This window comes from Rhodoglobus sp. G.S.23 (assembly GCF_056675935.1).
Genome location: NZ_CM155237.1, coordinates 2,338,369 through 2,352,519 on the forward strand (window position 1 = coordinate 2,338,369; position 14,151 = coordinate 2,352,519).

The 14,151-nt window shown below is 60.0% G+C and carries 13 protein-coding genes; 5 read left to right on the top strand and 8 right to left on the bottom strand.

Features of this window, described 5'->3' with window-relative positions; all coding sequences use genetic code 11:
- Positions 1-3 precede the first annotated feature (3 nt).
- Genes AC1ENN_RS11435 through AC1ENN_RS11445 form a run of 3 tightly spaced genes read left to right on the top strand, consistent with a single transcriptional unit; the run spans position 4 to position 2,793 of the window.
- Positions 4-444: an FMN-binding protein gene (locus tag AC1ENN_RS11435; protein WP_480406091.1), complete on the top strand. Its 441-nt coding sequence runs from the start codon at positions 4-6 to the stop codon at positions 442-444.
- A complete protein-coding gene (locus tag AC1ENN_RS11440) occupies positions 404-1,288 on the top strand; it encodes an FAD:protein FMN transferase (protein WP_449647376.1) in 885 nt (294 codons plus the stop codon). Before AC1ENN_RS11435 ends, AC1ENN_RS11440 begins: the two co-directional genes overlap by 41 nt.
- Positions 1,285-2,793 carry an FAD-dependent oxidoreductase gene (locus AC1ENN_RS11445; RefSeq protein ID WP_480406092.1) on the top strand — a complete coding sequence of 503 codons (1,509 nt, stop codon included), beginning with the start codon at positions 1,285-1,287 and terminating at the stop codon, positions 2,791-2,793. Before AC1ENN_RS11440 ends, AC1ENN_RS11445 begins: the two co-directional genes overlap by 4 nt.
- Here AC1ENN_RS11445 and AC1ENN_RS11450 read toward each other — a convergent pair.
- The 6 genes from AC1ENN_RS11450 to AC1ENN_RS11475 all read right to left on the bottom strand — a co-directional run bounded on the left by AC1ENN_RS11450 (position 2,790) and on the right by AC1ENN_RS11475 (position 9,486).
- Entirely contained in the window at positions 2,790-4,670 is a 1,881-nt protein-coding gene (locus AC1ENN_RS11450; protein ID WP_480391241.1) for a heavy metal translocating P-type ATPase, read from the bottom strand. The two genes, AC1ENN_RS11445 and AC1ENN_RS11450, sit on opposite strands and share 4 nt — an antisense overlap.
- A gap of 92 nt (positions 4,671-4,762) precedes the next feature.
- Positions 4,763-5,257, bottom strand: a complete 495-nt coding sequence (locus AC1ENN_RS11455; protein ID WP_480406093.1) for a pyridoxamine 5'-phosphate oxidase family protein — start codon at positions 5,255-5,257, stop codon at positions 4,763-4,765.
- A 146-nt stretch (positions 5,258-5,403) separates the two neighbouring features.
- The gene (locus AC1ENN_RS11460) at positions 5,404-5,823 is read right to left on the bottom strand and encodes a hypothetical protein (RefSeq protein ID WP_480391243.1); all 420 of its coding nucleotides are present in this window, start codon (positions 5,821-5,823) and stop codon (positions 5,404-5,406) included.
- Positions 5,820-7,145, bottom strand: coding sequence for a serine/threonine-protein kinase (locus AC1ENN_RS11465; RefSeq protein ID WP_480391244.1), 1,326 nt, complete (start codon positions 7,143-7,145; stop codon positions 5,820-5,822). Before AC1ENN_RS11465 ends, AC1ENN_RS11460 begins: the two co-directional genes overlap by 4 nt.
- 51 nt (positions 7,146-7,196) lie before the next feature.
- Positions 7,197-8,048 (bottom strand): SDR family oxidoreductase, encoded by an 852-nt coding sequence (locus AC1ENN_RS11470; protein ID WP_480391245.1) that lies wholly within the window; start codon positions 8,046-8,048, stop codon positions 7,197-7,199.
- A gap of 223 nt (positions 8,049-8,271) precedes the next feature.
- Positions 8,272-9,486 carry an NADP-dependent isocitrate dehydrogenase gene (locus AC1ENN_RS11475; RefSeq protein ID WP_480391246.1) on the bottom strand — a complete coding sequence of 405 codons (1,215 nt, stop codon included), beginning with the start codon at positions 9,484-9,486 and terminating at the stop codon, positions 8,272-8,274.
- Between the two features lie 105 nt (positions 9,487-9,591).
- On the opposite strand from AC1ENN_RS11475, the gene AC1ENN_RS11480 reads away from it, so the two are divergent.
- Positions 9,592-10,044 (top strand): GNAT family N-acetyltransferase, encoded by a 453-nt coding sequence (locus tag AC1ENN_RS11480; RefSeq protein ID WP_449647382.1) that lies wholly within the window; start codon positions 9,592-9,594, stop codon positions 10,042-10,044.
- Positions 10,045-10,124: 80 nt separating this feature from the next.
- A complete protein-coding gene (locus AC1ENN_RS11485; protein WP_449647383.1) occupies positions 10,125-10,436 on the top strand; it encodes an MGMT family protein in 312 nt (103 codons plus the stop codon).
- A 52-nt stretch (positions 10,437-10,488) separates the two neighbouring features.
- On the opposite strand, the gene AC1ENN_RS11490 is transcribed toward AC1ENN_RS11485, so the two are convergent.
- Together AC1ENN_RS11490 and AC1ENN_RS11495 are read right to left on the bottom strand one after the other, a co-directional pair.
- On the bottom strand, positions 10,489-12,294 hold the full coding sequence (locus AC1ENN_RS11490) for an ABC transporter ATP-binding protein (RefSeq protein WP_480406094.1): 1,806 nt from the start codon (positions 12,292-12,294) through the stop codon (positions 10,489-10,491).
- Complete coding sequence (locus AC1ENN_RS11495; protein ID WP_449648199.1) at positions 12,291-13,997, bottom strand: ABC transporter ATP-binding protein; 1,707 nt, start codon at positions 13,995-13,997, stop codon at positions 12,291-12,293. Before AC1ENN_RS11495 ends, AC1ENN_RS11490 begins: the two co-directional genes overlap by 4 nt.
- Between the last annotated feature and the right edge of the window lie 154 nt (positions 13,998-14,151).

The window sequence follows — 14,151 nt, forward strand, 5'->3', positions numbered from 1 at the left end:
CCCATGCGAAGCCTCACCGACAACAAGACCGCCGCCGCACTCTTTGCCGGTGTCACGCTGGTGGGAGCGCTCTCCGCGTGCTCCTCCCCCGCCACAGGAACAGACGCTTCCGTTACCGAAGGCGCAACCCCCGCGACCAACGGTGACTACGCCGACGGCACCTACACCGAAACCGGCGACTACACTTCACCGAATGGTGCCGAGCAAGTCGAGGTCACCCTCACGCTTGCCAGCAACGTCATCACCGACGTAACCGTTGTCGGATTCGGCGAGAGCCCCAACTCCAAGCAATTCCAGGGCGAATTCATCGGGGGCATCGCAGATGAAGTTGTCGGCAAAAACATCGACGAACTCTCCGTAGATAAAGTAGCGGGGTCGTCGCTTACGAGCGGTGGCTTCAACAATGCGGTCGAGGCAATCAAGGCAGACGCCCTCGCCGAGTAAACAGTTCGATGCCATCGGCGCGCCCTGGCAGATCGATACGACCCAGCCGCTGAACGCTGAGGTCGAAACGGCCGTGCACGCACGCATCGACCGCTTCGACCGCACCTATTCGCGCTTTCGTGACGATTCTCTCGTCAGCACAATCGCGCGCACTCCCGGCAACTACCCTTTTCCCGCGGATGCACCACCGCTGTTTGAGCTCTACCGTCGGCTTTACGACGCCACCAACGGGGCAATGAGTCCCCTCGTCGGACGGGCGCTCGAAGAACTCGGCTACGACCGCACCTACTCCCTACGACCCACCGCAACACGCACCCGCATTCCCGAATGGAACGAAGCCCTCAACTGGAACGGCACCGAACTCACTACCCTCACCCCCGCCGTGCTTGACGTCGGCGCGGCAGGCAAGGGCTATCTCGTGGATCTCGTCGCCGCTGAACTGCGCGAACACGGCATCAGCGCCTCGACGGTGGATGCGAGTGGAGACATCCTGCACCGCGGCGAGACGCCACTCCGGGTCGCGCTTGAGCATCCACTCGACACCAGCAAAGCCATCGGCGTAGTGTCGATACAGAATCAAGCAATTTGCGCGTCAGCCCCGAACCGGCGAGCGTGGGCGGGGCTCCACCACATCCTTGATGCCCGCACAGGCCAGCCGACCGATCGGGTTATTGCTACGTGGGCCATTGCCGCCACAGCGCTAGAGGCCGACGGGCTTGCAACCGCACTGTTCTTCGCCGAACCGAAAACTTTGGCCCACGAGTTCGACTTCCACTGGGTGCGGATGTTGTCAAACGGACGAGTAGATTACTCGCCAAACCTCAACGGAGAATTGTTCTTATGAAACGTTGGCTCGATCACACTCTCGGCGCCATTGCGATGTACAAAATCGTGGTCATGTCCCTCGTGGTCATCGCAGTGGCCGGTATCGCGCTGTCGTTCTTCGATCTTGTCTCCCCTGACCCGTTCGCTCTGCTTGCCAGCCTGCCCGTCGCCGTCGCCTTCAGCTACGGCGCGAGCTGGATTGGCGCCAGAATCGTGCGGCAACGAGCTCATATCGAATCGTCGCTAATCACCGGGTTACTTGTCTTCTTCATCATGGCGCCGAGTCTTGAACCGGCTGGTCTGGTGGGAATAGCGCTCGCGTCGACCATCGCCGGCGCATCCAAATTTCTCATCGCATTCCGTGGGCGCCATATCTTTAACCCCGCAGCGATTGGCGCCTACGTTTTCATCTTTGCCCCACTGGGATTCCCCACCTGGTGGGTCGGCACACCACTGCTTCAACCTCTCATCGTTGTTGCCGCGTTTCTGATTCTGTATCGCACTCAGCGGCTTGATTTGGGACTCGTGTTCGTCGTCATCGCGGCAAGTATTCGCATAGGCCTCACGCTCGCGGGCGGCGGAACAATCATTGACGCGCTCAGCTTCACCTTCGCGTCGTCTCAACTCATTTTCTTTGTCGGATTCATGCTGAGCGAACCCCTCACCCTGCCGCCACGACGGTGGCAACGACTCAGCCTTGCCGTGCTCGTGGCCCTGCTTTTCGCCATCCCGTTCTCGATCGGCCCGCTCTACAGCGACCCGCTGCTTGCCCTCCTCATCGGCAATCTCGTTGCGTTTTTCTTCACCCAGCGCCGCACCATCCGGATGACGCTCACTGAGACCGAACAGATCGCCCCAGGCACGTGGGAACTCACCTTTGCCCCGCACCGCCCCATTACGTTCCGTGCCGGTCAATACATCGAGTTGTCTCTTCCGCACGCCAGAGCAGATTTCCGTGGGGTTCGCCGCTACTTCACTATTTCGTCTGCTCCGGATGCCGGGGCGACGCTGTCTGTCACTTTCACCGCACCAGAAAATGCGAGCAGCTTCAAGGCTGCACTCCTCGGCCTCCCGCGGGGATCACAAATCAACGCAACCGGAATTTGGGGAGACTTTGTCTTGCCCCGGGATACTGCCGAACCCCTCCTTCTCGTCGCTGGCGGCATAGGAATAACTCCCTTCGCGAGCCAGCTTGCCCACGCTCATCGTCAAGACGAAGGCCGTGATGTCGTCGTCGTGTATGCCTCGTCACAGATCGGGCAACTGCCGTTTGCGCAATTGCTGACCGAGGTGGGAGTGCGTGTTCTGGTCTTTGGACCCCAAGCAGCCACTGCACTTCCCACCGGGTGGGAGCACGGCGGGCCCGGACGCGTCAACGGGGCAACCCTCGCAAAACTTGTTCCCGATTTGAGCGATCGCCGCGTCTACCTTTCCGGCCCACCCGCCCTCGTGAATGATCTCAAGGCTGCGTTGCCCGGCAACGGCGCTCGGCGCATCCACACTGACTATTTCTCGGGGTATTAGCGAGCCGACGTCACGCTCTTACTCGTCGCTGTTCGGGTGGCAGGCATCTCACGTTTGAGGCCGAGCGCGCGCAAGGCGTTGAGAATCGTCACCAGATCCACCACCTCTTGTAGTCCCGCTCCGACCACAGCGGGTAGCGCCCCTGTCATAGCGAACAGCATGAGGCCGATGCTGATAGCAATACCAATCCAGATGCTCTGCAGCGCAATGTGCACCGTGCGCTGGCTGACTTCGATTGCCGAAACGACCCGGTAAAGGTCATCGACCAGAAGCACGACGTCGGCCGATTCACTCGCCGCGGTCGACCCTTTCGCTCCCATTGCGATTCCCACATCGGCGGCGCCGAGCACGGGCGCGTCATTCACGCCGTCGCCCACCATTACGACGGGGCGAGGACTCGTCGCCTGCACGATGCGCACTTTGTCGTGCGGCAAGCACTCGGCATGCAGTTCGCTGATCTGCAGCTCGTCTGCGACTTTGCGCGCCGTTTGCTCTACATCGCCGGTGAGCATCAACGTGTTCTGGATGCCCAGCGCCCGCAGTTCGGTCAGAGTACGCGCTGCTTCCGGCCGCACGGCATCGCGCAGAATGATCGCCCCCGCATATTCCTGATCGATCCCGATATAGACCGCCGCTTCACCGCTCTGCAATTCCACGCGCGTGAGCCCGGGAGCGTGTCCTGCAACAAACGCTGGTTTGCCGACGGTAATAACGCTCGACCCGATGCGCGCTTGCACTCCATGCGTGGCGACCTCGCGAGCATCCACAACCTCCGCTAGAGCGAGCCCCCGCTCCTTTGCGGCGTCGACAAGGGATGCCGCAAGCACGTGCGAAGAATACTGCTCGGCTGCTGCTACCAGGGCGAGCAGTTCGTCGGCACTTAACGTGCCCGCCGGACGCACCTCTACGACAACAGGATGACCGCTCGTGAGGGTGCCAGTTTTGTCAAAGACAACCGTTTTTGCCCGGGACAGAATCTCGAGCGTTCCGGCATTTTTCACCACGACGCCATAGGTCGACGCGCTCGACATCCCCGCCATGAATGCAACGGGGGCAGCGATCAGCAGCGGGCACGGCGTCGCCACCACGAGAACTTCGGCGAACCGGACGGGGTCGCCCGAGATCCACCACGCGATCGCACCCAAGGCAATCGATACGAGAGTGAAGGGCACGGCGTACCGATCGGCAAGACGCACGATCGGCGCTTTGCTTTGCGTCGCTTCGGTGACGAGTTCGACGATTCGCTGATATTGGCTGTCGGATGCCCGTGCGCTCGCCTGCACCGTGACAGCTTCTCGCCCATTCACCGATCCGCTCAAGAGCACATCGCCTGCGACCTTGTCGACGGGCATGCTCTCGCCCGTCAACGATGACTCATCGACGGAAGTGGTGGCAGAAACGAGCACAGCATCCACTGGCACAATCTCTGAGGGGCGAACGACGAGTCGGTCGCCCACCTCGACCTCAGTGGCAGCAATGTCGATGATGTCGCCTGACTCAGTCACCTGGTGTGCTGTCTGAGGCACCCGGTTCAGTAACGCGTTGAGTTCTCGCTTCGCCCGCCCCGCCGCAAAGTCTTCGAGCGCTTCCCCGCCCGTGAGCATCAGTACGATGACGAGACTCGCCCAATACTCGCCGACAACTGCTGTCGCCACGATCGCCGTGACCGCGAGCACATCGAGACCAAACTGCCCACGCATGAACTTTCGAACCATGAAAACTGCCTCGCGAGCAGCAATCACAAGTGCGTAGAGGGAAAGCAGCCACGGAACGATGCCGGATGCTGGAGTCCAGTTAAGCGCGAGTCCCACCACGCCGACCACGACTGTGAGCGCGACGAGCGGGTAGCGGCGCACTGCCGCGCGAATAGTTGGCATGCCCTCGTTGTACTCTCATTCGCCGCATTCGGCCAGCGAGCACAGCCTGCCCTTAGCGGTGACGGCTGAGGGGCGCCCTCCTCAGAAGACCGCTAGACGGCGACTGACTCAGACGAGCCGGTGCGAGGCTCATCCCCAGAAATCTTTGCGGCTAGCACCCCGACGAGGGTCGCGACCTTGCCTGGGCTCTCCCAGTACTGCGCTGAATCTCCCTTGACGTGGATGAGAACAACCGAAGGATCGGTCTCGCCGCCCTCGAACCACACATCGGTAAACGTGTGCCAGAGTTCCGCCTTCTTCGCCTGATCACGAACGACCTCAGCTGAGCCTGCGAGCGAGAGCCACTGCGAGGAGCCGGAATATGAAACGTTGACGTGCGGGTGTGCCTCAAGCTGCTGCACAGCATCCGCATTCTCGGAGGCAAGGAACCAGCAGTCTCCGTTGAAGTCCGCTTCCTGCACTGTCATCGGGTGACTGTGCAGGGCGCCGCCAGCTTCGGCCGTGGTCAGCATCGCGATTCGCGTGCTCTTCATGATGGATCGGATGGCGTCGAGTTGGTCTGCTGTTGCATGGTCGTGAGATGACATGGTGTCTCCAATTCGTCCACGGTTGCGCAATTGTGCTGCCCTTCGACCGTATGCAGCGAGTCTCCACGCCACCCGAGTGCTAGCCGAACGTTGAATGAGAGCGCGAGTTGCTATCGCGCATCGCCACTCCCGTGAAACAGGGGCAGTTAGCCGTTCTTGTTGCCCTTGTCGTCCTTCTTGTCGTCTTTGTTGCCCTTGTCGTCTTTGCCGTTGCCGTTGTCGTTCGACGGTTCCGCGGTGGGTGTCGGAGCAGGCAACGCCGCAGTTAGGTCTGCGCGCACAAGATCGAGTGAGGCTTGAATTCGAGCACTCCGCTCAGCCCCAATGGCACCGGTCGAGGTGTTTTCATTCAATTGCTCTTGGAGCACATCGAGGGCGACCAACGCCGCAGCGGGATCACCCGCCGCGGCCGCATCAGTCACGTCCGCCACCGATGATTGCAACAGCGATGCCGCATCGAGATCAAATTCTGGCGACGTTGGCGCGCACGCGCTCAATGACACGGTGAGCAGAACTGCCGCGCATGCAGCAGCGATCCGAGGGGTCCGGAACGTTAAGAGATTCATGGCTCCACACTCTCTTGAAGCTGTTGAAGATGGGTTCCCAATGGCCCTGGAACCGCCGGATAGTTAGGGGATTGCGGATCTGACTGGGTAGCCGGTTGATTCTGGGTATTCGACCACGCGACCGCTCCTACAGTCAGCACAAGAACGATAGCCGCGACGATACTGAAGGCCTTGACGCTTTCACGCTTGAGCCTAAACTTTCGTTTCGGCGGCGCCGCTGCAGAGGAGGAGGTGGCTGCCGGTGACGTCGATGGCGAAGAAACCGAGGTGGGCGAACTCGCCGGCACCGCCCAGGCCTCTGTCGCTTGAGTATCGACGCGGGTATATGCCTTGGTAGCTGCGAGCTCTGTGGCTGCGAGCTCCGCGGTTTCGAGCTCTGTTGCCTCATTCGCCTCATCTCGAGGCGGAACGAGCGAACGGGTCGGCACCACTTCGATCGTGTGCACGCCCTCCATCGAGAAGGCAAGCGCCCGCAGTACAACCGCGACGTCCATCGGAAGCGGACGCTGCTCAGCATCCAGAGCCGTCATGTTCACGAGCACGTCTCGCCACTCTGAGGTGAGAGCATCCGAAACCCGTGGTGACGTGTTCAGTCGTGCAGCGATCGTCTCGATTGCGGTTCCCGGAAAGGCGTCTTCGCCCGTCAACGCTTCGTGCAAAACGAGACCGAGCGAATAGACATCGGATGGCCCCAACGCTTCACTACCTCGCGCTTGCTCAGGGCTGAGGTAACTCGCGCTACCGATGATGGTTCCCGTCGACGTCATTTTGGCGCCGTCAACAAGTCGAGCGATGCCGAAATCTGCAAGCTTTGAATGAAACTGGCGGTCAGGAAGTTCTGAACTCGCCAGCAAGATATTGGCGGGTTTGACATCCCGGTGCACGATTCCCCGAGCGTGCATGTAGTGGAGCGCTTCGGCAATGTCGGCGCCGAGATGCGCGACCAGTTGCGCCGGCAAGGGCGCTGTCATCACTTCACGCAGGTTGGGCCCATCCACGAACTCCATGACAAGAAACACGCGATCTGCGACGTCAGTCGGCTCCGTTACCGCGTCGAAAAGGGTCACTAAGGCGTGATGATTGAGAGCCGCGAGAGTCTCGACCTCGTTGCGCTGTCTGCGGAACTCATCCGGATCGGCCATTCCTGGCAGCATCAGCTTGAGCGCAACTTCTCGGGGAAGAGATTCGTCGAGGGCGCGGTAAACCGAAGCCATTCCACCGCGACCGATCAGCTCTGTGATGCGATAGCGGCCGCCGATCACCGTGTCGATGAGCGCGTCATCCGACTGCGAGGATGAGCGAGAACGTTTGACTGTTGGCACGCGAACCCCCTTAGTTGTGCTCGGGAGAGCTTAGACCAGTTCTCTGGGACGCTAGCGATGGTGGACGCCAGCTCCCGCCAGCACGGCCGTATAACCTTCGCGGTAGCTCGGGTAAGTGAACGAGAAGCCCGTGGCTCTCAGAAGATCATTGCGGCACCGCTTGCCTTGCCCCCGGCCATCACTCGTTACGTCAGCGCTCAGCGGCGGCACCGGGCGGCTGATGCTGCGAGCCAAGAATTCGATGATCTCGCGTTGATCGCTTGGCTCATCGTCCACTCCGATGTAGAGGCTGTCGGGTGATGTCGTCATGGTGGCAAGGTGCACGATAGCTGCTGCGGCATCATCGCGATGAATCAGATTGGTGAACCGCGGCGTTGGCGACATCGTTTCGCTGCCCTCGCGAATGCGGTCAATCTGCCGCGTGCGACCGGGGCCATAGATTCCCGACAGTCGCAGAATGGTGGAGTTCTCGACGCTCTCGGCCAGCAGCAATTCGGCTTCGCGCAAGACGGATGCTGTGCCCGAGACCGGGTCGGCCGGCGTCGACTCATCGACCCAAGAACCATCCTCGATGCCGTAGACGGCGGTTGAGGAGACGTAGATCACTCTCGGCGCAACCGCACAGTCTGCTCGAATCGCGGCGGCAATGTTGCGCACGCTTTCGACGTAGGTGGCACGATAGCCGTCTGGCGTTCGCGCATCCGGGCTCACCGCAATCATGACCACGCTGGTGTCTGAGGGCAGCGTCGGAACCTGCACGGACAGGTCAACTGATTGCCCAGTGATCTCCGGGGGCAGTTTTTCAACCGAACGTCGCAATCCCATGACCGGATGCCCCAACGCCGCAAATCGAAGACCGGCCTCTGTACCGAGGTCGCCGCATCCTGCTAGAACAATGGTCATTGATGTCTCCTTACGCCGCACCGATTGGCGCGCTCTCCAGCCCTGAGCGAGCGGGCGGAGAAGTCGCGGCTGAGGTCAAGCGTATCCAGAGAGACCTGTGTTTTTTCTTCCCTTGGAGTTAAACGAAAGAGCCCGGAAGCGGAAGCTTCCGGGCTCTTCATGAACAAGCTGACCTCAGTGAGGTGCAGCAACCCACGCGAGTCGCGCTAGCGCGACGGGCAGGTTACGCCAAGCGCGTTGCGAGGTTCTTGTCGAGGGTGTCGAGGAACTCTTCGGTGGTTTCCCACTTCTGGTCCGGTCCGACGAGCAGTGCGAGGTCCTTGGTCATGTGACCGCCCTCTACCGACTTGATGACAACGTCTTCCAGGGTCGAAGCGAACTCGATGAGCTCCTGGTTGTTGTCGAGCACACCGCGGTGAGCCAGTCCACGGGTCCACGCGTAGATCGAAGCGATCGGGTTAGTGGAGGTGGGCTTGCCCTGCTGGTGCTGGCGGTAATGACGAGTCACTGTTCCGTGAGCTGCCTCTGCTTCAACAACCTTTCCGTCTGGCGTAGCCAGAACGGACGTCATGAGGCCGAGCGAGCCGAAGCCTTGAGCTACGGTGTCGGACTGTACGTCGCCGTCATAGTTCTTGCAAGCCCAGACGTAGCCGCCCTCCCACTTCATGGCCGAAGCGACCATGTCGTCGATGAGGCGGTGCTCATAGGTGAGGCCGGCAGCTTCGAACTTGTCCTTGAACTCGGTCTGGAAGATCTCCTCGAAGATGTCCTTGAAGCGACCGTCGTAGGCCTTGAGGATCGTGTTCTTCGTCGAGAGGTACACGGGGTAGTTGCGCGTGAGGCCGTAGTTGAGGCTGGCACGAGCGAAGTCAACGATCGAGTCATCGAGGTTGTACTGAACCTGAGCGATTCCATCGCCCGGGGAGTCGTAGACCTCAAACTTCATGGGCTCTGAACCATCTTCGGGAGCGAACTCGACGGTCAGCTTTCCCTTGCCCTTGAAGCGGAAGTCAGTGGCACGGTACTGGTCGCCGAAGGCGTGACGGCCGATGATGATCGGCTTGTTCCAGCCCGGAACGAGACGCGGGATGTTCGAGATGATGATGGGCTCGCGGAAGATAACGCCACCAAGGATGTTGCGGATGGTGCCGTTAGGGCTGCGCCACATCTTCTTGAGGCCGAATTCTTCAACGCGGGCTTCGTCGGGGGTAATGGTTGCGCACTTGACGCCAACACCATGCTTTTGGATGGCGTGAGCCGCATCAATGGTGATCTGGTCGTCGGTGGCGTCGCGGCTTTCAATGCCGAGGTCGTAGTACTCGAGGTTGACGTCAACGTAGGGATGGATCAGGGTTTCCTTGATCCGGTGCCAAATAATGCGCGTCATTTCGTCGCCGTCGAGTTCGACGACGGTGCCTTCTACCTTGATCTTGGACAAGCTTTGCTCCTTAGTTAGTGGCCTCTACCAGCTTACTCTTTTTCTTAAGTATCTCGACATCGAGATACCTTGGCGCATCTGTCTACCGCGGGTTAGCCTGTATCTATGGGTGAGCTACGACTTGAAGAATTATCGGCAAACACCATTGTTGCCGCCAACAATCTCTCGCTACGTCGCGGTCAAGAGCAATTCGTCACGCCGCCCTCGTACGCGATTGCGGATGCTTTCATCGATCCGCTGACGTCGTGGCCCCGAGTCGTTCTTGACGGAGACAAGGTCGTTGGGTTCATTCGCGGCAACTTCGACCCCAACGCTTCGCAAGAAGAATTTCGCAGCTGCATCTGGCGGGTTAGCGTCTCCGGTGATGCTCAGGGCGAAGGCGTTGGCCGGTTTGCGGTGAAGGCTCTCGCCGAAGAGGCTCGCAGTCGTGGCTTCGATCGAGTCACGGCAATTTGGGAAGAGGGCGATGACGGCCCCGAAAAGTTCTTCCTCAAGGTCGGCTTTACGGTCGTTGGAGAAACCCAATATGGCGAAAAGCTGGGCGAGTACACCCTCTAGACCCCTCGTAGTGCCCGCGTAGTGCTTTCGCGGACGTGGCACCGCATAGTCGGCAGCGCCCAACATCAGGAAGCGATCTCGTGAACACCCTCAACGACGACTTCGTGAGCCGTGTGCTTGCGGTAGTCGAGGCAATTCCTGAGGGTCGCGTGATGACCTATGGCGATGTTGCGGCGACAATCGGCTCCCGCGCGGCGCGCGGCGTTGGCACCGTGATGGCCCGCTACGGTTCAAACGTGGCGTGGTGGCGCGTGATTCGTTCGGGCGGGCATCCGCTGATCGCTCATGAGGACCGCGCGCTCGAACACTATGAGTCCGAATCAACACCGCTCAGCTGGATGCCAGACGGCAGCTATCGCATTGACCTGCGGCTGGCACGCTTCCGGCCCTAGCCGCCGCCCTCCCCTCTGGGGTGCGGCGACTAGGGCTCACTGCGAAAGCGCTCTACACGAGCGAGTCACGCCAGGCCGCGTGCAACTGCGCGAAGCGCCCAGTTCCGGAGATCAGATCCTGTGGAGTGCCATCTTCGACGATGCGGCCGTGCTCCATGACGAGAACACGGTCAGCGATCGCCACCGTCGAGAGGCGGTGGGCGATGATGATGGCCGTGCGATCGGAGAGCAGCGTCTGGAGGCCAGCCTGCACGAGACGTTCACTCGGAATATCAAGTGAAGCCGTTGCCTCATCCAGAATCAACACCACCGGGTCAGCAATGAACGCTCGCGCGAACGACAACAGTTGTCGTTGCCCGGCGCTCACTCGCCCACCACGCTTATTCACGTCAGTTTCATAACCGTTGGGTAGCGCTTCGATGAACTCGTGAGCACCAACCGCTTTAGCGGCCTTGATGATCTCTTCTCGAGTGGCATCGGGCTTGCCGAGGGCAATATTGTCTGCGACGTTTCCCGAGAACAGATACGCCTCTTGCGTGACCATCACGATCGCGCGGCGCAGATCTTTGGGGTGCAGCTTGCGCAGATCAACACCGTCGAGAGAAACGGTGCCCTCGCTGGGGTCGTAGAAACGTGAAATCAGCTTGGCAAGGGTCGACTTTCCGGCACCAGTGGTTCCCACCATGGCCACCGTTTGACCGGCGGGCAGCTCAAGATCGAACTTGGGCAGAATCACCTTGTCGGAGTTATAGGCAAACTCAACACCGTCGAACTTCACGGTTCCGATTGCCTTGCGCAAATCAATCGGAGTCGTGGGGTCAGCAACGCTCGGCTGCTCTTCAAGAACACCAGAGATCTTTTCGAGCGCGGCCGCGGCCGACTGGTACGAGTTGTAGAACATCGCCATCTCTTGGGCCGGGGCAAAGAATTGCCGGGCATAGAGCAACGCCCCAAGCAGGGCACCAATCGCGAGCTCACCCGTCGAGACGCGCAAGCCACCGATCAGCAGGATCATCGCCAGAGCAACGTTTCCGATGAGAACCAGACCCGGATCGAAAATTCCGAACAGTTGGATGACGCGGGCATTGGCATCCCGATAGTTCTCCACCAACCCACCGAAGTGTTCCCGGTTGCGCTCCTCCTTGCGGAAGGCCTTCACCGCACGAATGCCCGTCATCGTCTCGACAAACTGCACGATGAGTTTGGCTGAGGCCGTACGGGTTTCGCGGAAGTGCAATTGCGAACGCAACTGGAACCAGCGGGTGAGGAAGGCGAGCGGGATGAGCGCGCAGAACAACACCACACCACTCACCCAGTCGAGGGAGAACATCGCAATCGCAATGAACACCATGTACAGCGCACCCTGCACGAGCTGATTGATTCCCGAATCGAGCAGTTCGCGAATCGCATCGAGGTCGCTCGTCTGTCGCGCAATGATGCGCCCAGAGGTGTAGCTTTCGTGAAACTCAAGGCTCAATCGCTGAGTGTGCAGGAACACTCGCTTGCGCAGGTCGAAAAGGATCGCTTGGCTCACGCGTGCACTCAACACGGTGTACCAGGCGATCATCGTCGCGCCGGCGATACCCGTTATCAAGTAAGCCGCAACGGTGAGAACCAGCGGCACGCTGTTGCCATTGATGAGCGCCGGAAGGGCACGGTCAATACCGAAAGCGATGAGCGCCGGGCCAGCTACCTGCGCTGCCGTGCTGACGACGACAACAGCCATCGTCAGAATAACGCGGGCGCGCAGCGGCGAGATCAACGATCCGAGTAGTCGAAGTGAGCGCTGCCGAATCTGGCGGCTCTCGTCTTTCGTGTAGTCGTTGCGCTCTTCTCCAGAGGTACCGAGAACACTCATGAGCGCACCTCCTGCTCTTCCTCTTCAAGACTGGATATGACGTACCGATAGTGACTGCTGGTCGCCAGCAGGTCTGAGTGTTTTCCGACCGCGGTGACTTTGCCGTCTTCGAGAAGAGCGACGCGGTCGGCGAGCATGACGGTTGACGGCCGGTGGGCAACAATGAGTCCGGTTGTTGAGCTCAATACGCGGCGGAGTGCCGCTTCGACGAGCGCTTCGGTATCGACGTCGAGTGCCGATAGCGGATCGTCGAGCACAAGCACTGCTGGTTGCGCGGCCACAGCTCTGGCCAGTGCGAGGCGTTGACGTTGACCTCCCGAGAGACTCAGCCCTTCCTCGCCGACCAGCGTGTCTAGCCCTGCTGGCAGGTTGTAGACGAAGTCTGCCTGCGCAATGTCGAGTGCAGACCGCAATTCTTCTTCTGTCGAGTCAGGGCGGCCCATCAGTACGTTTTCTCGCACACTCGATGAGAAGAGTGTTGCGTCTTCGAAAGCCATCGCTAGGTGGCGGCGAAGCTCAACGAGGGTGAGGTTTCGGATGTCGACTCCGTCGATGGTAATTGCGCCCTCGGTGACATCGTAGAGACGAGTGGTCAACGCCGTAATGGTCGACTTGCCTGAACCAGTGAGCCCAACGAGGGCCATCGTCTCCCCCGGTTCGATACGGAGATTGATTCCGTTGATGAGGTCGGGAACGTTCGCTGGCGAATCGGGGTACCGGAAGTGCACGTTCGTGAATTCGAGCAATCCCGTGCTCTCCGTGATCGTTTCGGGATTCTCGGGGTCGGTGATGGGATTCTCCGAGTCCATCACTTCGAAGAAGCGGTCGGCAGCCGTGCGAGTATCGAAGGTCATTGACAGCAGGAAGCCGATCGACTCCACAGGAAAACGCAAGACGGTCGCTGTGGCAAAGAAAGCGACCAAGTCGCCGGCAGAGATGTTGCCCTGCACGACAAGCCACACGCCGCCAAGCAAACCAAGCGCAAACATCACGTCGGGAACAAGAAGCAACCACAGCCAGATTCCCGCGATCGCGCGCGCCTTTTCAATCTCGGTGCCCCGCAGACTCTCGGCCTGCGCCGAGAAACCAGTCAGCGCGTGATTGCCCCGCCCAAAGGCCTTCAATACACGGATGCCGTGCACTGACTCCTCCACAGCGGTAGCCAAGTCACCGGTTTGGTCTTGACTACGGCGAGCCACGATCGAGTACTTCTTTTCGAAGACGTAGCCGTAAATCCACAGCGGAATTGACGTGACAATGAAGATCACGCCAAGCACCCACGAAATGTTGACGAGGAAGATAAGCCCGACGATGATCGTGAGCACGTTAACCACGAGCAGCACGAGTCCGAACGAAAGCCACCGACGGATGAGGTTGAGATCGCTCACAGCGCGCGACAGCAGCTGTCCACTCGGCCACCGGTCGTGGAAGCTCACCGGCAGATGCTGCAGCGTCATGTAGAGAGTGTTGCGCATTCGGGCTTCAACGTGCGTTCCCGGCGTAAGCACGAAGAATCGACGCAGGGCGATCATGATCGCTTCGACAATTCCCAGCCCCAAGACAATGAGGAACGCGGGCCAAATCTGCGAAGAGTCCCCCGATTGCAGCGGACCGTCAACGAGCGAACGCAACACCTGGGGAATGAGCAACGCGACAATGCCCGCAGCAAGAGCAGCACTCATCCCCAAATAAATGTGCGGCATCGCCGGTTTGACATAGGGGTAAAGTCGGCGGATTGCCGCAAAGGTGCCGACGCCTTGTGAGCGCTCGGGCTTGACTGACTGTTGTGACACCGTGGTTCCTTGACGAGAAGGGATCGCCGCGCAGGGCGATCATGATTACTGCGGGTCGCGTCGG